The following is a 23,924-nucleotide window of genomic DNA, read 5'->3' on the forward strand; positions in this document are numbered from 1 at the left end:
TTAGATCCCAGGACAAGCCAGCGGGGTCAAGTACGCCGAGAAAACTCAGCCGACGTGCCTCTCAACCTTCGCTATGCATGCCGGCACCATTGCGAGGTTGCCGACAGCGTCTCGTCTCAGCCGAGAACCTCTATCCCTCAAGCTCTGGCCTCCACGCTACGAGGGAATTGCAAGCCCTCATCGACTCGCAGCCTCATTGCAGCTCGCGGAGGCTGGCGTACCCCTGGCAGCCGAGCACGCAGACGTCGTCCAGCTCCCGCCATGGTGCGCCGACGGTCGGGGCGCTCTTGGCAGACGCCATGCGGGGGCCCTCACCCGCGCGATCGTGTCTCTAGCTGGGCAGTAAATGCTTCGGGGCAATATCACCGCCTGGGACTATTGACAGCGAAGACAGGTCATCCTGCGACGGCCAATCGGATGAAATGCGGGGGTCCCGTTGGCAGGACTCCTGCCTGTACTGTCCGAGGACGCCTTGTGGGGAGGTGAGGTCGATGCTTGCTGGGCTGGAAATTCCATCCGCCGTCACGGTTGGCCCAGCTATTCCGCTGTCGTCGACGACCATCGCTCGGCGGCTGGGTATCAGTGCACCACCGGGGGAGGAAGTGTGAACGAGGAGGAACTCCCTCCGGAGCCTCAGCTGATGGAGTCGCTTAGAGCCGTCGGCTACTCCCTTGAGGCGGCAGTCGCCGACCTGATCGACAACTCGATCACCGCGCAGGCGAACCGTGTCGAGATTTTCTTCAGCGCGGAGGCCGAGCCCTACCTCGCCATCGTCGACGACGGAACCGGCATGAACGCCGACGAGGCTCGCGCCGCGATGTGTCTGGCGGGCACGAGCGCCGCTAGGAGCAGGCGACCCGACGACCTTGGTCGCTTCGGTTTGGGACTTAAGACCGCGTCACTCTCTCAATGCCGCGAGCTCACGGTGGTCACCAAACGGGAAGGTGTGGTGACGGCACTGCGCTGGGACCTCGACTACCTCAGCCGCTCGAGGCGCTGGGCACTGCTCACCCTCTCTGAGGCGGAGGCCTCGAACCTCCCCCGCTACGGCGAGATCAAAGCGAACCCGAGCGGGACCTTGGTCGTTTGGCGGCACCTCGACCGTCTCCCCTCAGCCAGCCAGACAATCTTCGCCAAGGCATTCAACGAGCAGATGCTTTCCGCCCGGGCGCACCTCTCACTCGTCTTCCATCGCTTCCTCTCGGGTGAGGACGGCAAGCCCAAGGTCACGATGGAGCTGAACGGCGTCCGGCTGAGGGTGGTCGACCCTTTCCTCACGGCCCACCGGGCCACCCAGAGGGGGCCGGCCGAGTACTTTGCCGTCGCCGGCGCGCGGATCGACGTGCAGCCGTTCACCCTGCCCCACATCTCGAAGCTTACGCAGGCCGAGAAGGAGACCGCGCAGATCGCCGGCCGGCTGCGCGACAGCCAGGGCTTTTACATCTACCGGGCCAGGCGCCTAGTCATCTGGGGAACGTGGTTCCGCCTAGTGCCGAAGGACGACCTCGGCAAGCTGGCGCGCGTCCGCGTCGACATCCCGAACACCCTCGACCACCTGTGGTCTCTTGACATCAAGAAGTCCGCGGCCGTCCCGCCGACGGAGATCAGAGACCAGCTCAAGCGCCTGGTGGACCGAATCGTCCACCCGAGCCAGCGCGCTCAGCTGTACCGGGGCCGGCCCGCGGCGGCTTCGGACAAGGTCGTCAGGACGTGGAACCTCATCGACGAACGCGGCTCGTTCCGATATGAGCTCAACCGCGAGCACCCGCTGCTCGCCGCTCTCGACGAGCAACTGGACAACGGCGCACGTCGGCTGCTGAGTGAGCTGTTGAGGAACATCGAGTCGTCCTTTCCCGTCGAGGACGCCTACAACCGCCTGGGAGGTGACAACGTCCACGCGCCCCAGCATTCGGACGAGGGGGAGCTCCTCGACTACGCGGCCACCCTGTGGTCCGTGTTCAGCCAAACCGGTGAGTCTGCGGACGACTTCGTCGCCCGATTGCGGTATGTCGAACCGTTCACACTCTCGAAGAACCCCGAAGCACTGTTGAGAAGGGCCGCATCTTGATCAACGGAAACCGGCAGGAGCAGATTGCGGCCTTGGAGAAGGTCGTCGGCGCATTACTCGCTGGCAAAACCCACTCGGAGGCACACCTCACCGAGATGGTGGAGCGGTACCGCCGAGCGGCCGCGCCCGACGCCACCGACGAGGATGTCGCCGCACTGGTCCGACGCCTGACGGAGCGGCTCAGCATCGACGTCGAGCAGGGCGTCGCCATCGTCGGCGAGGACTTCAAACCATGGCTCCACGACAAAAAGCGGCAGATGGACTGGTCGCGATGGCTCAACTTCAAGCAGTGGATGTTGAACGACGGACGGCCGCCCCGAGTTATCGACAAGATGGACGACCTCACCGACGAGATCCTTGACTTCGCCGGCGACCCCACTGCCGCAGGCCCGTGGGCCCGTCGGGGCCTCGTCATCGGTGAGGTTCAGTCCGGTAAGACCTCTACGTACCTCGCGCTCTTCAACAAGGCGGTCGATGCCGGCTACCGACTGATCATCGTCTTGGCGGGGAACACGGAATCGCTGCGCCAGCAGACCCAGGAGCGCGTCGACGAGGGCCTCATCGGTCGCGACACCAGCCTCAGTGTCGCCCGGCCCGGCATCCCCGCCCAGACCCGTTACATCGGCGTCGGGGCACTGGACTCGCGGCTCGCGAACGCCCAAGGCATGACGACGGTAATCCAGGACTTCCGGACCAGCAGCCTCGCCGCATCCAACATCACGGTCGGCACCGACTCAGTCGAGCCCTACGTCTTCGTGGTCAAGAAGAACAAGGCGGTGCTGGAAGCGCTCACCGAATGGCTGGGCCGGCAGCGCAAGGTCGGCGGCAAGCTGCCCCTTCCCCTGCTGCTCCTCGACGACGAGTCCGACTACGCCTCGGTCAACACACGGGAGGACCACAACCCGACGACCATCAACAGCGGCATTCGTGGCATCCTCGACCTGTTCTCGCGAAGCTCCTACGTCGCGTTTACCGCGACCCCGTTCGCGAACATCTTCATCGACCACGAGGTCGAGAACGATTTATTCCCACGCCACTACATCTACGGCCTCGAGTCACCGTCCAACTACGTGGGCTCGCAGGCCACCTTCGGATCCCTTGAGGAGCCCTCCGACGCGATACTCGTGGAGCTGGACGACGCCGAGGAGTTCACCCCCCTCGGGCACAGGGTGCACTGGAACATCGGGGAGGTACCCGAGTCCCTCCGCGAGGCGATCCGCACCTTCTTCGTCGCCAACGCGGTCCGCGACCTGCGAGGCCAACGCGCGCCACGCTCGATGCTCGTGAACGTCTCCCGTTTCAAGCGCGTGCAGAGCCAGGTATTCGACGCGGTGCAGGACGAGGTCTCCACGCTGCGTAACGAGATCGAGGCCCACGCAGCCCAGTACCGCAGGGGCCACCCGAACAGGACCCTCGACATCGTCAAGGAAACCTTCGATCGGCGGTACCCGGACATTACAGAGACGTGGGAGGAGGTCCTGGACGTACTCGCGGCCGCGGCGGCGGACATCCGCGTTCAGCTGTTTAATTCGGACAAGGACCGCGCCCTAGGCGAGGAGGACGAGCACTGGGACCGGCCGCAGCGAATGATTGCCGTCGGCGGTGACGTGCTCAGCCGAGGGCTGACACTCCAGGGCCTGACAGTGAGCTACTTCTACCGCCGGGTCGTCGCCTCCGACACTTTGATGCAGATGGCGCGCTGGTTCGGCTACCGCGATGGCTACAAGGACATCTGCCGGGTTTGGATCGATAAGGCATCCGCCTCCGACTACCGGCACGTCGCGGAGTCGGTGGAGGAACTCCGCCGCGATCTTCGGCTGATGCTTCGCCAGAAGCTCACTCCGGAGGATTTTGGTATTGCGGTCAAGAAGCACCCTGGCGCGCTGCTGATCACCGCCAAGAACAAGATGAAGGCCGCCGAGACCCGAAGCAAGACCATCTCTCTCGCCGGTAAACGCATCGAGACCACCAAGCTGTCCCCTGACAAGAAGGTGATCTCCGATAACTGGTCGGCGTTCCAGCGGCTCGGCGACGCGATCGCCACGAGCACCGCCACCCGGAACGGGACGGGTCGCTGGCCGCGATGGACCGGCGTGCCGAAACGCGTCATCGCCGACTTCCTCAGCCAATACCAGGCACACCCGTCGGACGCCATCTTCTCCGCGTCGGCGCTCAGTGCATTCGCCAGGCACGCGACTGCACCTGAGTTCCAGACCTGGGACGTCGTAGTGGTCAACGGCAGGGAGCAGGCCCCGGAGGAGTTCGCCGGTGCGAAGTTCTACCCTCCGCGGCGAACGATGGACAGAGGGGCGGACAAGGAGCTGCGCGTAAGCGGCACGAGTAGCCGACTAGCAGGCCCAACCGACGTCCGCGTGCTCCTGTCTAACGATGACATCAAGGCCGCCGTCGCCGACGCAGGTACCGATGGCAAAGGCAAGAATCCTCCGGAAACAGTCTTCTACAGCCGCCTTCGCCGGCCAGCCATGCTGCTGTACCCGCTGCTGCCGCAGGACGACGACGGAAAGCTTCCGCAGGGAGTCGATATCGACAAGATCATCGTTGCCGTGAAGCTGGCCATACCCGGTAGGGCCGGCGATCCCAAGGACTCACGGGGCGACGTCGAGTACGTCATCAACACGGTCGCGCAGCGGAAGTGGTTCATTGAGATCGACGAGTCCGAGACCGCGGAGGAGGTCGATGACTGACAACTTCGTCCTGCGCTGGCGGGAGATCATAGCGTCGCCGGGTCCCGGGAAATTCGAGGTCGATTCCTCCCACTGCCTCCGGTTCATCGTCGGCGTCAACGACGGCGGTGAACCGATGATCTTCGTCATCGTCAAGGACAAACCGCCGCTCCCGGATCTGTCCGGGATCATCGAGGTGGAGCGGCGGCAGCGGACTGGCGACCGCAAGTGGACGCTGGCGCTGTCACTGACCGATCGCCGTTTCCTCGAGCCCTACCTCCAGTTCTCTACCGACCTGGTGTCCCGCACCGCCGATGCGGCCACCGAGGCGCAGGGCGTGGCGACGCTGCTCAAGGTCGTCGCCGAATGGAAGCGGATGTTCGCTCGTGGGCCCCGACCCCCGCTCAGCGAAGATGCCCTGCGAGGCCTCATCGCCGAGCTGTGGTTCGGCGTCCACGTTCTAGGGCGGCGGGCGGATGTAGCCAAGGTCGCGCTGGCTTGGCGGGGTCCGCACGGCAGTCATCAGGACTATGTCTTCCCGTTGGGCCCGAGGTACGAGGTCAAGTCCCGGCGGACTGACGGGAAGAGCATCCGGATCTCCTCACCCGAGCAACTCGACGCGGACGGGATCATCCTGGTGACGGTGACGCTGGTCGAGGTCGATGCAGGAACCGCTGACGCCGTCAACCTCCCGATGCTGGTCGATGGAACCCGCGCGGACCTGGTTGCGACCCGGGACGCCGCGCTCGCCTTCGACAAGGCCCTCGACGCGCTCCAGGTCGACTCTGCCGACCACCGCTACGCCGACCACTGGTTCGTCGCCACGGAATACACCGAGTACAACGTGGCGCCTGACTTCCCGGCCATACGGCGCTCCGGCATCCCGGAGGCAGTCGTGGGCGCCACCTACGACATCCGGATCAGCGCGATCAAGGACTTCATCACCGACCGCTGGCGCAGAACCGCGGAGTAGGGGGCATTGATGGACCTCGCGGACTTTTACAAGGACCTCATGAACACCGTGGATACGCGGGCTGAGGTTGAGAACGACTATCGATCGACGGCGTTCCTGGCCGAGGTGTCCGACCGCTTGGCGGAAGCCGAGGACGTCGAGCAGCTCACCGTTCTGCACTTCGTCGGCACCGGCGAGCGTAAACGAGCGGTCGCGGTGAACGGTTTCGACCTGACTGACCAGGACGGGTCGGTCGCGCTCGCGGTGTCAGTCTTCGCGGACTCCGACGAGCCGCTGACCCTGTCCACTGCCGACGCCCGCAGGGCGTTTCAGTCGCTCGCCAACTATCTCGACGAGGCCGTCCGCGGCGTCTTCCAGGAGGGACGAGAGGAGAGCGGGCCCGAGTACCAACTCGCCGAGGACCTCCGCATGCGTGGCCGCAATGTAACCCGATACCGGATGTACCTCATCACCAACATGGAGATGAGCGGACGCGCGAAGGCGTTCAACAGCTCAGAACGTGACGGAATCAGGATCGACTACCACATCTGGGACCTCCGCCGGCTGCTCCAGGTACATGAGTCCAGTCAGGGCCGCGAGGAGCTGGAGATCGACCTCTCAGAGTGGCTCCCGAGCGGGCTCGAGGCTCTGCGGACCTCCGAGACGGCCTCCGACGTCAAGACCTACCTCACCGCCATCCCTGCCCGCGTGCTGGCGGACCTCTACGGGCGGTACGGAAGCCGGCTCTTGGAGGGCAACGTTCGTTCCTACCTGAGCACGGCCGGCAAGGTGAACAAGGGAATACGCTCGACATTGCTGTCGGAGCCGGCACGGTTCCTCGCCTACAACAACGGCATCACAGCGACGGCTACCGACCTGGAGTGGACGGCCGACGGACGAGCGATCAAGACTATCCGCGACCTCCAGATCGTCAACGGCGGCCAGACCACCGCTACGCTGTTCTACGTCCGCCGCGACAACAAGGACATCCCACACTTCGAGGATGTCTTCGTACAGACGAAGCTTGTGGTGGTGCAGCCCGAACAAGCGGTCGAGATGGTCCCGCGCATCTCCCGTTACGCGAATAGCCAGAACAAGGTCAGTGAGGCGGACTTCTTCTCCAACAGCCCCTTCCATGTGAGGCTGGAGGACCTGTCGCGCCGGATTCTAGCGCCGGCCCAGCCCGGTGTGAACTTCCAGACCAAGTGGTTCTACGAGCGCACCCGGGGCCAGTACGCCAACGAGCAACGCAAGCTGAGCGTCGCTGACGCCAAGAAGTTCGCTGCCCTGTTCCCTCGGGGGCAGGTCATCACCAAGACCGACGCGGCGAAATACGAGGTGTCTTGGGCGAAGAAGCCCCATTTGGTGAGCGCCGGCGCCCAACGCAACTTCCTAGCCTTCGCCGATCAGGTGGCCGCCCAGTGGGAGACCTCGGAGGCGAGCTTCAACGAGGTCTACTTCAAGCACCTCGTGGCGAAAGCGCTTCTCTACCACCGCATCCGCGCACTGGCCGCGAAGGCGAGCTGGTACCAGAGCGGCTACCTCGCGAACATCGTCACATACACGATGTCCAAGTTGGCGGTGATCGTCGAGACCCACGCGCCGGGCAAGTCGTTCGACTTCGACCTCATCTGGGCGCGGCAGGCAGTGTCACCTGCGGTTGAGGAAACCAGTCTCGTTGTGGCGAAGAAGGTCTTCGACCTACTTACCGATGAGCGCCGTCCCATCGCGAACGTGACGGAATGGGCCAAGCGGGAAGCGTGCTGGGAGTCGATCCGGAAGGCGTCCGTGGACGTACCAGAAGCTTTCCTGGCAACGTTGGTATCCCGCGAGCGGGTGGCCCAACGCCGAGCCGACGCGGTCGCGGTTCAGAAGATCGATTCCGGGATCATGGCTCAGACCGCGGTTCTCCAGATGGGTGCGCCCGCTTGGGAGTCGGTGCGGCGGTTCGTCGTGGCGCGGCGTCTTGCGACACCCACCCACCTCGGCATCCTGGACATCGCGACCGGGCGAAAAAGAGGGATCCCATCCGAGAAGCAGAGCGCCGTGTTGCTCGGCTTACTCAGGACCGCAGAGGAGAACGGCTTCGAGCTCGATCACTGATCGTCACGGCATGACTCTTATTTCGGGGCCCGACCGGCCATGCTCGCACGGATATGTTCAACGTCGGGTGCGATGATTCATGACGAGCAGGCCACAACTGCTTCAGGGATCTGAGCTCATTTTTGAGCATCTTCGTACGCCCGACACCGGGGCCTCCCGCAAATGTCGGCACTACCAGCGAGGCCTTCCCTCGCCGGCAATCCACGCCAACTTGCTAGCGGGGCCCCGGCCCGGTCAAGCGGGCCACTCATACCGTCTAGCCCAACGAATCTCATCGAACCCGTCGGCCAAGCCGTCGTGGCAACGCCGGGGCAGCCGACGTACGGCGTCGGGCCACAGAGGTAACCTGCGCAGGGCGTTTTGATCGATCGGGGAGGTAACAGAAGTGACGGACGACACCGTCGACCGACGTCGGGCAGGCTACGGCGTCAAGCTCGTGCGCGGCCCGTTCGTCCGTCTTGCGCCACACCCCGAGGCGTGCGAGGACGACGACGAGTTCCTCCGCTTCGCGGCGGCGTGCCGTGATCGAGGCGACCGGCTGGCGGCGGACCTGTTCAGCGGTGCCGGTGGTCTGAGTCTGGGTCTTTCCGAGGCTGGGTTCCGCGTGGTCCTGTCAGCCGACCGCGACCCTGAGTCCGTCGAGACGCACCGTCATCACAACCCCGGCCTCACCCTCGACTGCGACCTCGGCGAATCCGCCAATGTCAGGCGGATCGCAGCCTTGGTCAAGGAGGCGGGGATCGAGCTGCTCGCCGGTGGTCCGCCGTGTCAGCCCTTTTCCCGGGCGGGCCGCTCACTGATCCGTCACCAAGTCCGCCACGGCCTTCGCCCGGCTCACGACGAACGCCGGGACCTCTGGCGTTCGTTCCTGGAAGTGATCCAGCTGGCAAGACCCGCTGCCGTGATCATGGAAAACGTCCCCGACATGGCACTCGACCGGGAGATGTTCATCCTCCGCACCATGGTCCACGAGTTGGAGTCCATCGGTTACGCGGTCGAGGAACGAGTTGTCGACACTCTGCGCTACGGCGTGCCGCAGTTCCGCCAGCGGCTGATCTTGGTCGCGCTGCGAGACGGGATCGCCTTCGACTGGCCGGAGGAGGTACCGGACCGGGTGTCGGTGTGGAACGCGATCAGCGACCTACCCGAGGTCGAGGGCGGCTGGAGGCCCGAGGGCGGGGCGGACGGCTGGTCGGACTACGCCGGACCGATGTTTGCGTTTCAGAAGCAAATGCGCAGGGATGTCGCACCGTCGGATACGGGCAAGGTCTTCGACCACATCACCCGACCCGTACGCGAGGACGACCAGCGCGCCTTCGACATGATGGACGCCGGCACCCGGTACTCGGACCTGCCGGAGGACGTCAAGCGTTACCGCGACGACATCTTCGACGACAAGTACAAGCGCCTGAGCGAGGACACCTACTCTCGCACCATCACCGCGCACATAGCCAAGGACGGCTACTGGTACATCCATCCCCGACAGGACCGGACGTTGACCGTGCGCGAGGCCGCGCGGCTGCAGACCTTCCCCGACTGGTTCCGCTTCGCCGGGCCACCATCGGCAGCGTTCCGCCAGATCGGCAACGCCGTACCCCCGGCGCTCGGCACCCAGCTCGGACGCGCCGTCATGACGGCGCTGGACGCCCTAAGGCCGGCCCCCTACCGCAGCCGCGACATCGCCCAAGCCCTCGCCGCCTGGTTCGACGGCCTAGGCGAGCCGACCCTTCCGTGGCTGCGCGCCCGGACGCGGTGGCAGGTCATCTCCGCCGAGATGCTCCTTGACCGAGCCGCACCCGAGCAGATCCGAATCCTCTGGTCACTGCTCGAACGATGGGAGCAGCCGCAGGACACCGTTGACGCCGGCGAGGAACTTCTCGAGATCGGGCGGTGGGTCAACCGCGAGCACCGAGCCGAGCGGCTGCTCGAACTGGCGCGTACGCTCACGTCGCTACCCGATCCGCTCGACGACGACAAGATCCAGAGTCTCCGCGGGGTCGACGCTTCGGTAATCGACCTCGCCGTCCTCGCGATCCCGACCCGCGGCGAGGATGACGCGGAGGAGCCTGTGCTGATCACCAAGGGCACCCACCGCGTCGCCGCCCGCTTCACCGGCGAGCACGTCGAACGAAGCCACAGGATGACCGCTGGGCGTCTGGCCGTCGCCCGGATGATCGGCGATGACACCAATGCACGGCGAGCGCACCTGGGAGTCATCGAGCTGGCAACCTCCGTATGCCGCCCCACCGACCCCGCCTGTCCCCGCTGCCCGTTGAACAAGACATGCAGCGAAGCTGCCAAACGGGGCAGTCGGACCGCACGGCAACCGGTGATCAGTCCCTGAAGCCGAGCGCGGCGGCGACGTCAGGTGCCTCAGCCCGCAACATCTCCCCGATGCGCTGCAGGGCCGCATATTCGCCGGCACGCATTGCTGCGGCGCGCAGCGCCAAACCGACAACTGGCATGGGCGGCGCCGCCCCAGACGCCTCGCCGCGAGACAAGGCGGCCAATTGCTCGGGGCCTGCCTTCGAGCCCTCGGCGGCACTGCGCGAGTTCTTGCGGTAGGCGTCGTCCGCACGCATACACAGCTCGTGAACGGGACGTTCAATCAGCTGACGCAGCTGCGGCGGCATCGCCACCCTGATCTTCGCCACGTTGATGTTGAACACCACGTCAAGGTCCGTGTCGAAGTCCAGTGCTACCCGCGCAAGCTTCGTGTGCTCGTCGATGCCCCGCATCCCGTTCCAGCCGCCCCACTGGACCAACCGCTGGGCGCGGTAGATGTAGAGACCCTGCTGACGGTTCCAGTTCAGCGGGCCCGACAGCCGCTCGAACTCCGCCTGGGACGTGAACTGATCGCGAGACGGCAGGACATACCGCTGTAGTGCCACCGTGCCGGTGGCTTCACCGACTGTAACCTCGAAGCGCAGCGGAGGAAGCACCTCACGGGCGGGCTCATCTGGAGCGAATGGGTTCCACGGCCGGACCTTCTCGCCGTTGATCGTGATTACGAGACCACCGCCAACCTCACCCTCGAGGAAACGGTGGAAAACCGTACCCAGGTGGTCTGCCGTCCTGCCTGCCAGCGCCTCCAGTCGACGACGTGCCCAGCCGCCCTCAGGCTTACGTTCCGGCAGAACGCGGTCGAGACCGCGCCAGAGCACAGCGGTCCCCCCCGTGTCCGCCACCACCTCGCGGGCTCGGGCGACCTGATCGTCGTCTGCCGGTTCGGCGATGACCCAGTCGTCCACCTCGGCGATCAGGTCAAGATCGATCATTCGCGAGACGGTGCGGGCCGTGGCCGCCCTCCTGCGGCTGACCACCGTCAGAGACCGGCACTGCGACAGAGAGGCAGTCTTCAACCCCAGCCCGTACCGACCGAGATCACCGCGACCGTAGTCGCGTCGGCTGCCGTAACGCATCGCTTCCAACAGACCGTTGGCACTCATACCCTCGCCGTCGTCGGCGATCATCACCCACGAGTCGGAACCATCGAACACGACGTCGATCTCGATCCGACTCGCGCCCGCAGCAACGCTGTTGTCCACTACATCAGCCACAGCAGTCGGAAAGTCGTAGCCGATGTCACGCAGCGAGTCGGTCAACCGCGCAGCAGACGGCGCCACGCTGTACAGGTTCCGCACGCTCACGACGCTTCCTCCGTTCGACAACGACGACGGGGACCAGGATGTCACACTCCCCTGCCGCCCCGCGGGACCCACCCCGAACTTTCCCCGCTGGTGGCCTGTGGCACGGAATTCGCTCCTGCCAGCGTCGGTACGCCATGCCACACCCCTCCCGAAGATCGTGCCCACCTCGGCCGCACAGTTGGCCTCCTCGATCGCCTCCAAGTCGGCAGCGCGGCACGCAGGAAAATTAGAACAAGGGTGCGACGGTTCCGGTGGGCTACGTCTCTATTGAGACCTCGGCAACAAAAACCTAGCGTGCAACGAAAACAGCTGGGTGTGATCACCGTGGTCCCCGCTGCAACTAGCCGCCAGTTTCCGCTACTGGGCTTGGCGGCGGCAGTCACCCAGCCCAGGCTCCCCGGGCACTGTCTCACCGCTCAACCCGCCAGGGCCGAACCTCGCCACGATGGTCCACGCACCTCCGCGGCAACCCGACGAGCCGCTTCCCCTACCCCCCGACGCACCTCGCACTCCCACACCCTGACCACCCGCCAACCGGCCTCGTTCAACTCGGCGTCAACTCGCTGATCACGAGCCCTGTTCGTGGCGATCTTCATTGCCCACCTCTCCGCGTTGGGACCTTTAAACCGGGAGGGCCCGTGCTGCGGACACCCGTGCCAGAAACATCCATCGACGAACGCGGCGACACGTGGACCAGGAAATGTCATGTCCGGCCGGTACCGATTCACCAGCGTTCGCCCCAGCCGGAAACGAAGGCCGAGAGCGTGCACCGCACGGCGTAGGGCAATCTCGGGCTCAGTGTCCCGAGTGCGCCGCCCCCTCAGGTGCGCCCCCTCGGCCGTGGCCACCCAGCCACCTTGGCCGTCCGGCGACGGCGGGGAGCCAGGGCCGTCAAAGTTCGCCATCACCCAGCTCACAGGTCTGCAAAAAAGCCCTTTTCGACACGCACGTCCTCAACTATCCGCGTTTCTGTCAGTACGCCGAGCTCATACTCCTTCAGAAGGTCGCACAGCCGCCGTCCGTCAATCAGGTCTACGGGCGGGGCGCCGTCCCGCGTCGCCTCCGCCTTGGCCTCCACTGTGAACGTGCCGGTGGTAATCAGTAGGCCCTTGTCTCCCCGGCCCGCCATCGCGCCTCGAAAGTCACGGACGGCACTTGATCCGACACTGCCTCGATACCGCTTCGACTGGAAGAAGACGGGAAATGAGACCAAGGACATCCGGTATATTCCTAGTCCATCGATGCCGCCATCACCCGTTCGTCCCGTCACGGTCGTGCTGATGAATCCGGCTTCGCGGAGTAGGCGCTGCGCGAGCCGTTCAAAGGCAGCTGGCGAAACCGACATCAGGACGTCCAACAGCTGCTCTCGCCAGTCCTGCTCATCGTCGATCTGCTGCTCCGCTTCGGCTGGCATCCCCTTGGACTGCTGCGCTCGGCGCTTGGCGCGCAACTCCTCGCGCTGCCGTGCCACAACCTCTGCGTGCAGGCCCGGTACCTCTTCCCGGTGAACTGATCGACCACGCTCGGTCAGGGCCCACACGCCGCGGCGACTGTTGACCAGAAGGTTCATGTATTTGAGATAGGTACGTGCCCAGGCAAGGCGGTACTCGATTTCCGTCCTTGGCCCGTCCCCATGCAAAACCTGCTGCTGTTCCTCGGTGAAGTCCTGCTGCTCGAGCACGGTTGCCACGATCTCATCGATAGATCCGGATCCGCCTAGCGTGCGGACCGCCTGGACAGTCGGCCAGAGCAGCTGCGCTTGGTCCGGTACCGATGCTCGTGACATGGACGTAGTCTGCCTCAAGCAAGTCGGCACCTTCTCGCTGGCCTGCTCCTCTCACCGCGTGTGTGCGCAGCAGTCGGTGTATCAATAATTGACACTCTGTGCCCGCCCGGCATGCGCGCCTCCGTCGCCCAGAAGTCCGAGGTCACCACCCTCCGAAGCTTGGAAATCCGACGGCCTGGTGCCCGTCCCGATGGCATGTCGTGCCTAGCCACGAGCAGAGCTGCCGTCTCGGTATGCTGCCCCAGGTGCCCACTCGATCGGCGACAGGCCGCCTCTCGTGGTCTTCGCGGAGGTTCGGGGCCGTGTCGTGCGCGAGGAGTACGCGCATGACGTCGGTATGAATCCGCGCCGCGGTCCGCCTGCGGCCCTGGACCCGTGTCGCGCACCGGTGACCGAGGGGCAGCGGACGGCGGTCAGGGACGGGGCCAGGGCCGTTCGCCTCGCCGCGTCCCACTGTGGCTGGTGCATGACCGGCACCCAGCCGGGATGTGCCCCGTCAGCCGGCGTCACACGAACCGACGCAGCACGATGTCGACGCGGCCCGGCTGTGGCTGAGCCGCACGGAGGCCTCAGCGAGCACGGCACGGCTGGCTCGTCCGAGCGACCCAGGTCAGGTGGGCGCGCTGCTCTACGCGGCTCGCCTGGATGACGTCTGCGTCATCGGCTACTTCGTGCAGGTGCCGGGCGGTGTGAGCGGCGAGGAGATCGTCGGCCTCCTGCCCGACGGGACCGGTCTGCCCGACTGACGAGCCGAGCGTCGCCGCCGGCGCAGGCGCGGTCGGGTACCCGACCGGACCGGGCTCCGCTCCGACAGCCGCCGCCCTGATCGGCGTCCGCCGGCTCGACGCGGATACCGACGTCAGCGTCGAGTACCCGTGCCGGTTGGCGGGTGGGGCCGAGCCGCCGAATGGCCGCCTGGTTCAGGAAGCACGGTGTCGAGGCGGCGGCGGTGACCTCGAAGGCCGGCACCGATCGGGCGGGGCTGCTGCGGGACTTCAAGGCCGGCAAGCTGCGGGTGCTCTTCACAGTGGACCTGTTCAACGAGGGCGTCGACCTGCCGATGGTCGACACGATCCTGATGCTGCGGCCCACCGAGAGCGCCACGATCTTCCTGCAACAGCTCGGCCGTGGCCTGCGCCTCGACGACGACAAACCCTGCCTCACGGTGCTCGACTTCATCGGTGGGCAGCACGCCAACTTCCGCTTCGACCTGCGCTGGCGTGCCCTGACCGGGGTCAGCCGGCGGGCAATCACCGAAGCGGTACGCGACGACTTCCCGAGCCTGCCCAGCGGCTGCCACGTCGAGCTGGACCGGGTGGCGAAGGAGGTAGTGCTCGCCAACCTGCGATCGGCGCTGCCCACCTCGAAGGCCGGTATCGTCTCCGAGCTGCGGCAACTCGGCGACGTCAGCCTGGCCACGTTCCTCCGCGAGACCGGCCTGGAGATCGAGGACGTGTACCGATCGGCCAGCATCGGCGGCTGGACCGGACTGCGGCGGCTCGCCGGCATCGACACGTCCACACCCGGTCCCGATGACCGCGAGTTAGGCAGGGCCATCGGTCGCATGCTGCACACCGACGACATCGACCGGCTAGAGCTGCTGACGAGGGTCGCGGCCGGACCGCCCGCACCAGGTCAGCAGGTGTACGCGGGCAACAGCCGACTGCTGGACATGCTGCACTTCAGCCTCTGGGGGCCGAGCGCACCCCTCGCGACGCGCGACGAACGGCTGGCGCGGCTGTGGAAGGAACCGGCCCGCTGCGCCGAGCTGCGGCAGGTCGCCGAGGTGCTGCGGGACCGCATCCACCGGGTCACGCCGACCGCCGCTCCGGGAGTGGTGCCGCTGCGGGTGCACGCCCGGTACAGCCGCAACGAGGCATGCGCCGCCTTTGGGATGACCAACCCGGGATCGCTGCGCGAGGGGGTGAAGTGGCTGCCCGACGCCCAGGCCGACCTGTTCTTCGTCACCCTGGTCAAGTCGGAGGCCCACTACTCCCCCACCACCATGTACGCCGACCGCGCCATCACCGACACCCTGTTCCAGTGGGAGTCGCAGAGCACGACTTCGGCGGCGTCGGCGACCGGGCACCGCTACAGGTCGGGCGGCTCGACCGTGCACCTCTTCGTACGGGAAACCCGCATCGCCGACCGTGACCTGGGCGCGCCGCCGTACCTCTACGCCGGGCCGATGACGTACCAGGAGCACACCGGCGACCGACCCATGCGCATCCTCTGGAAGCTGCACCACGCGCTGCCCGCCGACACGTACGCCGCAGCTCGTGCCATCGCCGCCTGATATCGGCCGTCCGTCCGCTCGCCCGGCTACCCCTTCGCCACGGCCTCCGGCTCCGGCGGGACGTGCGGCCCGCCGGCCGGTCGCTCGTCGCCGTGGCCCGGCCACCACGCCTTGTGCCCGATCAGCGCGGTCAGCGCTGGCACGAAGAACATCGACATGACGAACGCCGACAGCACGATGCCGATCGCCACCGCGAAGCCCATCTGCTGCAGGAACGAGATCGGAGCAAGCAGCAGCACCGCGAACGTCCCGGCAAGGATCAAGCCTGCTGCCGCGACCGTCGGACCGGCGTGTTCGACCCCGATGGCGGCGGCCTGGTGCGGCTCGTTGCCCTCCCGCGCCTCCTCGCGTAGTCGGGCGATCATCAGGATGTTGTAGTCAGTCCCGATCGCCACCACGAAAAGGTAGAGGATGATCGGCAGCTGGAAGGTGACACCGGGCTCGCCCTGCAGCCCTTGGAAGAGGTAGACAGTGGCGCCCAGCGTGGCGGCGAAGTTGAGCAGCACCGCTATCACGAGGTAGATCGGCGCGACCAGACTGCGCAGCAGCAGCCCGAGGATAAGCGCGATCAGGCCGGCCGCGACCGGCAGGATCACCGACAGGTCGCGGTTGTTGGCCGAGTTGATGTCCGCGAAGATCGCGGTGGTCCCGCCGACCAGCGCCCGGGTGCCCGGCGGGGCCGCCGCGTGCACGGCACCGCGCAAGTCGTCGCGGACGAGGGTGATCGCCTCGTTGGAGACCGGGTTCTCGTTGAGCAGCAGGTTGACCCGGGCCACACTCGGGTCGGTGCTGCGCTCCGGGGGCTGCGCCTGGCCCACACCCGGGGCTTTCGCCACGGCCACCGCGAAGTCGTTGACCTGCTGCTCGTTCAGCGGCGACCCGTTGCTGGTGGTCAGGTAGACCTCGGTAGGGGCGAGCGCACCGGCGGCGAACCCGCGCTGTAGGTCCTGTGCGGCCTTCGCCGACTCGGTGTCCTGCGGGAAGCCGGCGCTGAAGTCGTAGTCAGCCTTGTAGCCAAGCACGCCTGCAGCGAGCGCGACCAGGAGAACGCCGGAGGCCGCCGCGACAAGCGCCGGCCGGCGCCCGACGGTGTTGCCGAGCCGGTGCCAGATGGTGGCCTTGGGCGCACGCTGCCACGCCTTCGAGGGCCAGAAGACGTACCGACCGAGCAGGGAGACGACCGCCGGGATGAGGGTGAGCGAGGTGACCAGCATGACGCCGACCGCGATCGCGAGCGCCGGACCGAGGGAGCCGAAGAAGCCCAGCGAGGCGAGGAGCAGCACGAGGAACGCGACAATGACCGCTCCGGCGGCCGAGGTGATGACCTCGCCGACCCGCTGGACGGTGACGATCATCGCGGTGCGCTTGTCGTCGCCGGCGCGCAGCCGCTCCCGGTAGCGGAAGAGCAGGAACAGGATGTAGTCGGTGCCGATGCCGAACAGCACGATCAGCAGGATCGTCTGCAGATCCTGGCTGACACTGAGGTCGAATGCCTTGCCTGCGGCGGCGACGAGACCCGTCGTGATGCTCAGGACGACGCCGACGACCACCACGGGCAGCAGCGCCGCGATGGGGCTGCGGAAGATGACGAGGATCAGTCCGATGATCAGGATGATCGTCGCGACGCCGACCACGGCGAAGGCGTTGTTGAAGGTGTCCTCGTTGTCGACGAAGCTCGCCACGTCACCGGCCACGCCTGCGGTCAGCCCACTGTTCGCCAGCTCCGGGCCGATGTCCGCGCGCAGGTCGCGCACGGCGTCGAGCAGTGCCGGGTCGTCGGGGGTGGGGGCGTCGAGCCCGACGTTGATGATCTGCACCGACTTGTCCGGTGCGACAGCAGGCGGGCCGGTCAGGTAGCCGGACGTGCGCGGGATGTTCTTGGCCTTGAGCGACTGGGCGAGCTGGCCCACCTTCGCCTCGTCCGCCGACGTGAGTTTCTGCCCGTCGGCGCGCTTGACCACGATGGTCGCCGTCGCGGTGGCCTGCTGCGGGAACGCCTTCTGCCCCAGCTCGGTGGCCTGCACCGACTCGTACGAGCGAGGCAGGAAGCTTTCCTGGTCGGCGGAGGTGATGTCGCTCAGGGACGGTGTGGTGAGGATGATGGCGGCTGCCGCGACCACCCACCCGGCGATCACCCACCACGCTCTGCCCACGACGAATCTGCCCAGCCGCTCGAACATGGTTCCCCCCGTGTTTCCGGCACAACCGACGTCTGGTGGCCGAGGCGCCCACAGACGCCCCGATCACCACCCTGCGCTACCGATATGCAGCGTACCGTCACGCCCTAATCCTTTTCGGACGCACGGGAGTGTCAGGCGCGTGCTTTTCAGCCTCGCCGCCGATGACCAGGCAGCCGTCCGGGTACCACAGCCGTCGACTAATCACGCACTAGGTTGGGGGCATGGAGCAGCGGATCAGCCTGATCACCCTCGGCGTCAGCGACCTGGCGCGCGCCAAGGCGTTCTACGAGCACCTTGGCTGGCGTGGCCAGGAGGTTGAGGAGACGGTCTTCATCCAGGCCGGTGGCCTGGCGGTCGTTCTTTGGGGCCGCGACAAGCTCGCCGACGACGCCGGCATCGCCGACCCGGGCACCGACGGCTTCGGCGGGGTGACCCTCGCCCAGAACGTCCGATCCCGCGAGGAGGTGGACGAGGTGATCACCACGGCCACCGAGGCGGGTGCCACGGTGACCAAGCCGGCCCGGGAGACCTTCTACGGCGGCTACGCGGGCTACTTCACCGACCTGGACGGCCACGTCTGGGAGATCGCGTGGAATCCCGGCTTCGCCCTTGCGGACGACGGCACCCTCACTGTCCCTGACTTCAGCGCCATGGGCTGAGCCGCGCACCCACGAACACGGATCAGGGCGTCGGAGGCGGGCAGAGCAGCGGGTCCAGCAACGGCAGTTGCAGAGGATCCAGACAGACCGCCAGCAGCGAATTCGGCGAAGGCGTCGCAGTGGGCGTCGGAGTCGGGGAGGCCGACGCGACGGGCGGCGTCGGGACGGCTGAGGTGGACGGTTCCGTGGTGGGGACCGGCTCAGGGGTCGGCACCGAGGTGGGCGACGGCGCAGGAAGGGCCGACGGGGTGACGGCCGGCGCTACAGCCACCGCCACGGCCGGTGACACCACTCTGGAGACGGCTGCCGCAGTCGACGGCCGGACAGCCGGGGCGTGCGGCGGGCTCCAGACGGCACTGTCGGCCGAACCGACCCTCGACCGGGGTGCCACCGGCCCGACGGCACCGATCGGCACGAGGGTCGCCCCAGCCCTCGGCACGTCCAGGGCGATGGTCTCCGCCAGCGGCACGGGCTCGGATGCCAAGAGGTGCGGGTTCGGGCCGAGAGCGCCGGGGCCGACCGTCGCGAACACCACAGCTGCGATGGCGGCAGCACCGAGCGCCCGCCGGTCGGGGCGTACCGCGGTCAGGGGCGCGTCGTCGGGTTCCGCCAGCACGATAGGCGCGGGTCGGGCGCCCCGGTGTGCGGCCAGCAGCGCGTCGACCTGCGCCAGGACGGCAGCGCGATCCGTAGCGACAGCGAGGGTGAGGTAGAAGCGGAAGTTCACCACGGCATTGACGGGGACGAGCAGCCCGGAGAGTCGACTGTGGTCGGGCAGCAGGGTGAACGGGGTGTCGGGGTGGTGGGCGGGCTCGACCAGGTCCTTGTACCGCCACTCGCGCCGGTGCTCACGGCCGCCAAAGGCCACCCGGTGGCTGGTCACGACGGCCATGCCGGTGTCGACGACACGCAGGCCCGCCGGCAGCGCCTCCGAAGAAGTCTCAGCGAAGGAACAGGAGCCGCCCGGCTTTGGCAGGCCGGGAATGTGCCGCGCCTCGGCCTCGACGAGCTGGGCGACGGGCAGGACGCGGAAGACGAGTTCGTCGTCGTCGAGGTCCACCGGCAGGCCGGTGCGGGGCTGCGTACACCCGAGGAAGCTGGCGGCTTCGATGCGGAGCCGGGCCAGGTGGTCGTCGCGGCGCCGCCACGCGTCGGTGGCGTCGCGGTACGCGCGCTGCCGGCGCTCGTTCTCGCGCTCGGCCCAGGCGATCCGCCAGGGGGCGCAGGACACAGAGGTCACTGTCACACGCGGTACAACCGCTCACGTACGTGACAGGCAACGCGACCAGGATCGATGCATCCCGTTGCGCCCGAAAGGAGAGTATTGACGGACACCAGAGTCGGTGCGGCGACGCTAGCCTGCCCAGGACCCCGGCGGCCGAGGAGCTTCCTGATGCTTGACGACATGGGTGTGCTGCGTGACGCGGTACGCGACTATCGCCTGGCGGCGACGTCCGCCGGCCTCGACTGGCCGGACTACGGCGAGTCGCCGGCCGGGCAGCCGCCGGAGGTGGTCTACCGGATCTTCGGCGTGGAGCGTGTCGCCGAGCAGTTGACCTGGTTGCAGTCGCAGCGCTGGCCCGACCGGCAGGTGTTGCCCAATGTCGGATGGCGGATGCCATGGCCGGAGGGCGGGGACGCGCTGGACTATCTGGGGTTGGCGATCGGCACGCCGTTTCCCTGGCGGCACCAACTGCCCCTGTTCTTCTTCGATGTCACCCTCTACACGTTCGTGCTGGCCGGCGAGCACGAGGGTGAGATCTGGCGCTACGAGATCTCACCCGACGCGTGGGACTCGGTCCGTGCCGCCACCAGCCTGGCCACGCTTTTCGATCAGTGGACCAGGGGAATCGCCGCCGGGGTGGTCGTCTACGACGAGCAGAGCAAGTGGCTCCTGGTCGAAGACTTGGGCTCCGCGCAAGGTCTCGACCCGCTGGCCTTCCCGGTAGCCCCGGTGGAGGAGACACTGCTGCGGGCACGGCAGCGTGAATGCGGGGTCGACATGGCCATCGTCGAAGACGGCTTCCCGTACACCGAGGAACTGTCCGACGCCATCGACGCCGTCAAGGCATCGCTCAGTCGGTGACGCAGGTGATCAGCCGGCTCGTCGCCGGTACGGCTGCGGGCCGTGGGTCGGAAACCGCGACTGGGTACGCGGCGGGTACGCCTCGCAGTGCTCGGACCAGTGCTCGGCAGCGGTGGCCAGGGCATCCGCGGAGACGGTGAGGATCAGCGGGTAGATCGCCGTGGACGGGCGGCGCATCCACGGTGGCAGTGACTCGGCGGAGAACTCCACGATCAGCTCCAGCCGGCGGCGGCGCAGCACCCGGCTGCGCAGGGCCAGGTTGGGTTCGGTGAAGCTGACCATCGCCGGTGGCGCGCTCAGCCCGAGGGCGGCGGTGGCCTGCCCGTGCAGCCAGCCGCCGAGCGCGCGGGCCTCCTCGACCATGAGGCTCGGGTAGTGGTGCGACCAGGTCTGACCGTCGGCGGTGCGGGCGTCCACCTCGATGAGCAGCCAGTCGTGCCAGCCGGGTGTGGCCCCGTCGGGGTCGTCGGGCGGGTCGATGCCGGGCTGGTAGCCGACGGGGCGTACCCGCACCCGAGCGCCATCGTCAGACCGGATCTCCACTCGATCATTCTGGCCGAGCGAAGCGGACTTCAGGCCCGGAATAGGTCACTTCGTCATGGTTCGCCGTACGCCCTGGTGCTCGGCGCAGGCGTTGGACCGGCCGCCGGCCAGGCTGACCGAAGCGTCGCGGCACTGCACGAGGTAGCCGCGTCCGGCCCAGAACTGCGGTACGCAGTCGAACCAGTCGCACACCTCGGCGGCCGGCTTGCGGATCCGCGTACCGCCACAGAAGCCGTACCCCAGCGGGTTCTCCGGTGCCCCGCAGAGCGGGCCCTGGGTCGCGCTGGGCGACGGGCGTGGTGACGTCGTCCGCTTTGGCGGTGGGGTCTTCAGGGCGAGCGCCGGGCCGGCGGGGCGGATCAGCGCGGGTGCCACGCTGCTGGTGGGCGCCGGGGTGGCGGCTGCGGCGACCTCCGCGCCACCGGTCGGGTCGGACGGGTCCGACTCGATCAGTGCCGCCGGCACCAGCAGCGCGATGGCCGCCGCCACCGCGATGGTTCTGCGGCCACCCGGTACCCGCGCGGAGAACCGGGCCTGCGCCGGGGTGTTCACGGCCGGCCGGAACGGCTTGAGCTGGGCGTGTTCGGCGATCAGCTCGTCGATTTGGGCGATCACCGCGGCGCGCTGTTCGATCGCGTCGGCGAAGGCCAGCGTGAGCTTGAACCGGAAGTCGGGCGCGGCGTCGGTGGGCAGCAGCAACCCGGAGGTACGCCGCCGGTCCAGCACCTGGAGCAGGGTGACCGGCGCCGCCGGGTCGTGGGCCAGGCCGGTGATCCGGCCGTACGCCCAGTCGCGCCGGCCCCGCCCGCCGAGCAGCACGAGCCGGCGGCTGGTGATCACGGCCATGCCGGCGTCGGTGACGCGTACGCCGTCCGGGCGGCGCGGGCGCAGCGACCCGGTTCGCGGGGCGACGGTGAGGTCCGGCGCGGGCAGCACGGTCGTGTGCCGTACCTCGACCAGTTGCGCGGCGGGTAGCGCCCAGAGCACCACCTCGTCGGCGGCCAACTCCAACGCCAGCCCGGCGCCGGCGGCCGCCGAGCCCTGGAAGTCGGCGGCCAGGGCGCGCAGCCGCCGCAACTCGTCGTCGCGTCGCTGCCACGCCGCCTCAGCGCCGCGGTACGTGCTGACCCGCCGCACGTTCTGCCGGTGCGCCCACCGGTACCGCCATGTGGAACCCGTCGAATCAGTCCTCGCCACGCCGACTCCTTCGCCGCGCTGGCCACCAATCTGGGGGTGTCACGAGGTTTAACAGGCGCGGCGCGGCGCCCGGACACGCCGAAACGGGCGAACTAGCCGATCGGCGGAGCAACCCACACGATAGGGCGATACTCTTGCGTCGATTCATGTTCTCCGAGGGGGGTGGCGGTCGTGCCGGCAGTCACGCTGCCCGGGGTCGTGATCGGTGTCGACATCGGCACCACCAGCACGAAGGCCGTCGCGTACGACACCGACGGGCGGCAGCTCGGCAGTCACCTGGTCGGCTATCCGCTGAACAACCCGCAACCCGGCTACGCCGAGCAGGATCCACAGCTCATCCTCGAAGCGGTGCTGAAGTCGATAGGCATGGTCGTGGCCGAGCTGGTCCAGCCGGTGTCCGGGCTGTCGTTCGGCTCCGCCATGCACAGCCTGATCGGGTTGGACCGGGACGGTAATCCGCTCACCCCGTCGGTGACCTGGGCCGACTCGCGGTCCACCCGGCAGGCCGAGCGGTTGCGGGCGGTGCCGTCGGGGTTGGCCCTGCACCGGCGCACCGGCACGCCGATGCATCCGATGTCGCCGCTGCCCAAGCTGCTGTGGTTCGCCGAGCAGGAGCCGAAGCTCTTCGAGCGGGTGGCGCACTGGGTGGGCATCAAGGACTGGGTGCTGCTGCGGCTCTGCGGCGCGCTGGTCACCGACCACTCGATCGCCTCGGCCACCGGCCTGCTCGACATTCACGAGCTGAAGTGGGACCGCGAGGCGCTGACCATCGCCGGTATCAGTGAGGAACAGCTCCCGCAGCTCGTCGCCACCACCGCCGTGCTGCCCAACCTGACCCCGCAGGCCGCTGCCGAGACCGGCCTGCCGGAGCGCACCCCGGTGGTGGTCGGCGCTGGCGACGGACCGCTGGCGAACCTGGGCCTGGGCGCTGTGCACCCCGGCATGGTGGCCTGCTCGATCGGCACCAGCGGCGCGATGCGGGTGATGGTCGAGCGGCCTGGCGTGGACCCGCTCGGCGGGGTGTTCTGCTACGCGCTGACCGAGCATCGCTGGGCGGTCGGTGGCGCGATCAACAACGGCGGCATCGTGCTCAAGTGGGCCGGCGCGGCGCTCGCCCCGGACCTGGGCGAGCACTCCGAGGAGGACCTTGTCGCCCTGGCGGCCCGCGCGCCTGTCGGTTCGGGCGGGCTCATCATGCTGCCGTACCTGCACAGTGAACGGGCACCACACTGGAGCGCCCTGCCGCGCGGCGCGTACGTGGGGTTGACCCACGCACACCGCCGCGAGCATCTGGTGCGGGCCGCGTTGGAGGGCGTCTGTCAGCAGCTCGCGCTGGTGCTCAGCTCGGTGCGCGCGGCCGGCAACGAGGTGCGGGAGGTCCGGGCCGGAGGCGGCTTCGCCCGCAGCGGCCTGTGGCGGCAGATGCTTGCCGATGCCCTCGGCCTGCCGGTGAGCTTCCCGTCCGCGCACGAGGGGTCGAGCTTCGGGGCGGCGTTGCTCGGCATGGAGGCGCTCGGGCTGATCCCCAGCATCGACGTCGCCGCCGACCTGGTGCGGATCGAGGAGACGATCCGCCCCGACCCGGCCGCCGCTGCCACCTACGCGGCGCTGCTGCCGCTCTTCGCCGAGTTGTACGAGGCCCTCACGCCCACCTTCGCCTCGATCCGCCGGATGGCACCGGGCCTGCCCACCGGCCCAGAACCACAGGCGTGAGCGGTGC

The 23,924-nt window shown here is 67.6% G+C and carries 16 protein-coding genes and 1 pseudogene; 10 read left to right on the top strand and 7 right to left on the bottom strand.

Going from position 1 to position 23,924, the window contains the following annotated elements:
• The first annotated feature begins 604 nt into the window (after nt 1-604).
• From OG992_RS15390 to dcm, 5 genes are all read left to right on the top strand, one after another.
• Complete coding sequence (locus OG992_RS15390; RefSeq protein ID WP_266303575.1) at nt 605-2,068, top strand: ATP-binding protein; 1,464 nt, start codon at nt 605-607, stop codon at nt 2,066-2,068.
• On the top strand, nt 2,065-4,773 hold the full coding sequence (locus OG992_RS15395; protein WP_266303576.1) for a Z1 domain-containing protein: 2,709 nt from the start codon (nt 2,065-2,067) through the stop codon (nt 4,771-4,773). Before OG992_RS15390 ends, OG992_RS15395 begins: the two co-directional genes overlap by 4 nt.
• Nucleotides 4,766-5,725, top strand: coding sequence for a PD-(D/E)XK motif protein (locus OG992_RS15400; protein WP_266303577.1), 960 nt, complete (start codon nt 4,766-4,768; stop codon nt 5,723-5,725). Before OG992_RS15395 ends, OG992_RS15400 begins: the two co-directional genes overlap by 8 nt.
• 9 nt (nt 5,726-5,734) lie before the next feature.
• Complete coding sequence (locus OG992_RS15405; RefSeq protein ID WP_266303578.1) at nt 5,735-7,807, top strand: AIPR family protein; 2,073 nt, start codon at nt 5,735-5,737, stop codon at nt 7,805-7,807.
• A 385-nt stretch (nt 7,808-8,192) separates the two neighbouring features.
• A complete protein-coding gene (dcm, locus tag OG992_RS15410; protein WP_266303579.1) occupies nt 8,193-10,151 on the top strand; it encodes a DNA cytosine methyltransferase in 1,959 nt (652 codons plus the stop codon).
• Here the strand turns inward: dcm and OG992_RS15415 are convergent.
• The 3 genes from OG992_RS15415 to OG992_RS15425 all read right to left on the bottom strand — a co-directional run bounded on the left by OG992_RS15415 (nt 10,141) and on the right by OG992_RS15425 (nt 13,243).
• On the bottom strand, nt 10,141-11,457 hold the full coding sequence (locus OG992_RS15415) for an ATP-binding protein (RefSeq protein ID WP_266303580.1): 1,317 nt from the start codon (nt 11,455-11,457) through the stop codon (nt 10,141-10,143). The genes dcm and OG992_RS15415 overlap by 11 nt on opposite strands.
• A gap of 416 nt (nt 11,458-11,873) precedes the next feature.
• The gene (locus OG992_RS15420) at nt 11,874-12,362 is read right to left on the bottom strand and encodes a very short patch repair endonuclease (RefSeq protein WP_266303581.1); all 489 of its coding nucleotides are present in this window, start codon (nt 12,360-12,362) and stop codon (nt 11,874-11,876) included.
• 8 nt (nt 12,363-12,370) lie between these two features.
• Nucleotides 12,371-13,243: a restriction endonuclease gene (locus OG992_RS15425; protein WP_266303582.1), complete on the bottom strand. Its 873-nt coding sequence runs from the start codon at nt 13,241-13,243 to the stop codon at nt 12,371-12,373.
• Nucleotides 13,244-13,857: 614 nt separating this feature from the next.
• On the opposite strand from OG992_RS15425, the gene OG992_RS15430 reads away from it, so the two are divergent.
• Both OG992_RS15430 and OG992_RS15435 read left to right on the top strand, forming a co-directional pair.
• Complete coding sequence (locus OG992_RS15430; protein WP_266303583.1) at nt 13,858-13,989, top strand: hypothetical protein; 132 nt, start codon at nt 13,858-13,860, stop codon at nt 13,987-13,989.
• 143 nt (nt 13,990-14,132) lie between these two features.
• Nucleotides 14,133-15,539 (top strand): annotated as a pseudogene (locus OG992_RS15435) (DUF3427 domain-containing protein); the annotation flags it as partial.
• Between the two features lie 26 nt (nt 15,540-15,565).
• On the opposite strand, the gene OG992_RS15440 reads toward OG992_RS15435, so the two are convergent.
• A complete protein-coding gene (locus tag OG992_RS15440) occupies nt 15,566-17,719 on the bottom strand; it encodes an MMPL family transporter (RefSeq protein WP_238683476.1) in 2,154 nt (717 codons plus the stop codon).
• A 221-nt stretch (nt 17,720-17,940) separates the two neighbouring features.
• Between OG992_RS15440 and OG992_RS15445 the strand changes: the two genes are divergently transcribed.
• Nucleotides 17,941-18,378 carry a VOC family protein gene (locus OG992_RS15445; RefSeq protein ID WP_266303585.1) on the top strand — a complete coding sequence of 146 codons (438 nt, stop codon included), beginning with the start codon at nt 17,941-17,943 and terminating at the stop codon, nt 18,376-18,378.
• Nucleotides 18,379-18,400: 22 nt separating this feature from the next.
• Here OG992_RS15445 and OG992_RS15450 read toward each other — a convergent pair whose 3' ends face one another.
• A complete protein-coding gene (locus OG992_RS15450) occupies nt 18,401-19,618 on the bottom strand; it encodes a hypothetical protein (RefSeq protein ID WP_266303586.1) in 1,218 nt (405 codons plus the stop codon).
• A gap of 153 nt (nt 19,619-19,771) precedes the next feature.
• Between OG992_RS15450 and OG992_RS15455 the strand changes: the two genes are divergently transcribed.
• Nucleotides 19,772-20,464, top strand: a complete 693-nt coding sequence (locus OG992_RS15455; protein WP_266303587.1) for a hypothetical protein — start codon at nt 19,772-19,774, stop codon at nt 20,462-20,464.
• 9 nt (nt 20,465-20,473) lie between these two features.
• Here OG992_RS15455 and OG992_RS15460 read toward each other — a convergent pair whose 3' ends face one another.
• Both OG992_RS15460 and OG992_RS15465 read right to left on the bottom strand, forming a co-directional pair.
• Complete coding sequence (locus OG992_RS15460) at nt 20,474-21,007, bottom strand: hypothetical protein (protein WP_238683480.1); 534 nt, start codon at nt 21,005-21,007, stop codon at nt 20,474-20,476.
• Nucleotides 21,008-21,052: 45 nt separating this feature from the next.
• A complete protein-coding gene (locus OG992_RS15465; protein ID WP_266303588.1) occupies nt 21,053-22,204 on the bottom strand; it encodes a hypothetical protein in 1,152 nt (383 codons plus the stop codon).
• Nucleotides 22,205-22,375: 171 nt separating this feature from the next.
• Between OG992_RS15465 and OG992_RS15470 the strand changes: the two genes are divergently transcribed.
• A complete protein-coding gene (locus OG992_RS15470; protein ID WP_266303589.1) occupies nt 22,376-23,917 on the top strand; it encodes a gluconokinase in 1,542 nt (513 codons plus the stop codon).
• Nucleotides 23,918-23,924 lie beyond the last annotated feature (7 nt).

The sequence above is a fragment of the Micromonospora sp. NBC_00362 genome, assembly GCF_026342155.1.
Taxonomy (GTDB): domain Bacteria; phylum Actinomycetota; class Actinomycetes; order Mycobacteriales; family Micromonosporaceae; genus Micromonospora; species Micromonospora hortensis.

Excerpts from the sequence above, each read along its gene's own strand:
- OG992_RS15455 (WP_266303587.1), top strand. The coding sequence starts at position 19,772 with ATGCTTGACGACATGGGTGTGCTGCGTGACGCGGTACGCGACTATCGC.
- OG992_RS15420 (WP_266303581.1), bottom strand. The coding sequence starts at position 12,362 with ATGGCGAACTTTGACGGCCCTGGCTCCCCGCCGTCGCCGGACGGCCAA.
- OG992_RS15445 (WP_266303585.1), top strand. The coding sequence starts at position 17,941 with ATGGAGCAGCGGATCAGCCTGATCACCCTCGGCGTCAGCGACCTGGCG.
- OG992_RS15405 (WP_266303578.1), top strand. The coding sequence starts at position 5,735 with ATGGACCTCGCGGACTTTTACAAGGACCTCATGAACACCGTGGATACG.
- OG992_RS15440 (WP_238683476.1), bottom strand. The coding sequence starts at position 17,719 with ATGTTCGAGCGGCTGGGCAGATTCGTCGTGGGCAGAGCGTGGTGGGTG.
- OG992_RS15425 (WP_266303582.1), bottom strand. The coding sequence starts at position 13,243 with ATGTCACGAGCATCGGTACCGGACCAAGCGCAGCTGCTCTGGCCGACT.
- OG992_RS15400 (WP_266303577.1), top strand. The coding sequence starts at position 4,766 with ATGACTGACAACTTCGTCCTGCGCTGGCGGGAGATCATAGCGTCGCCG.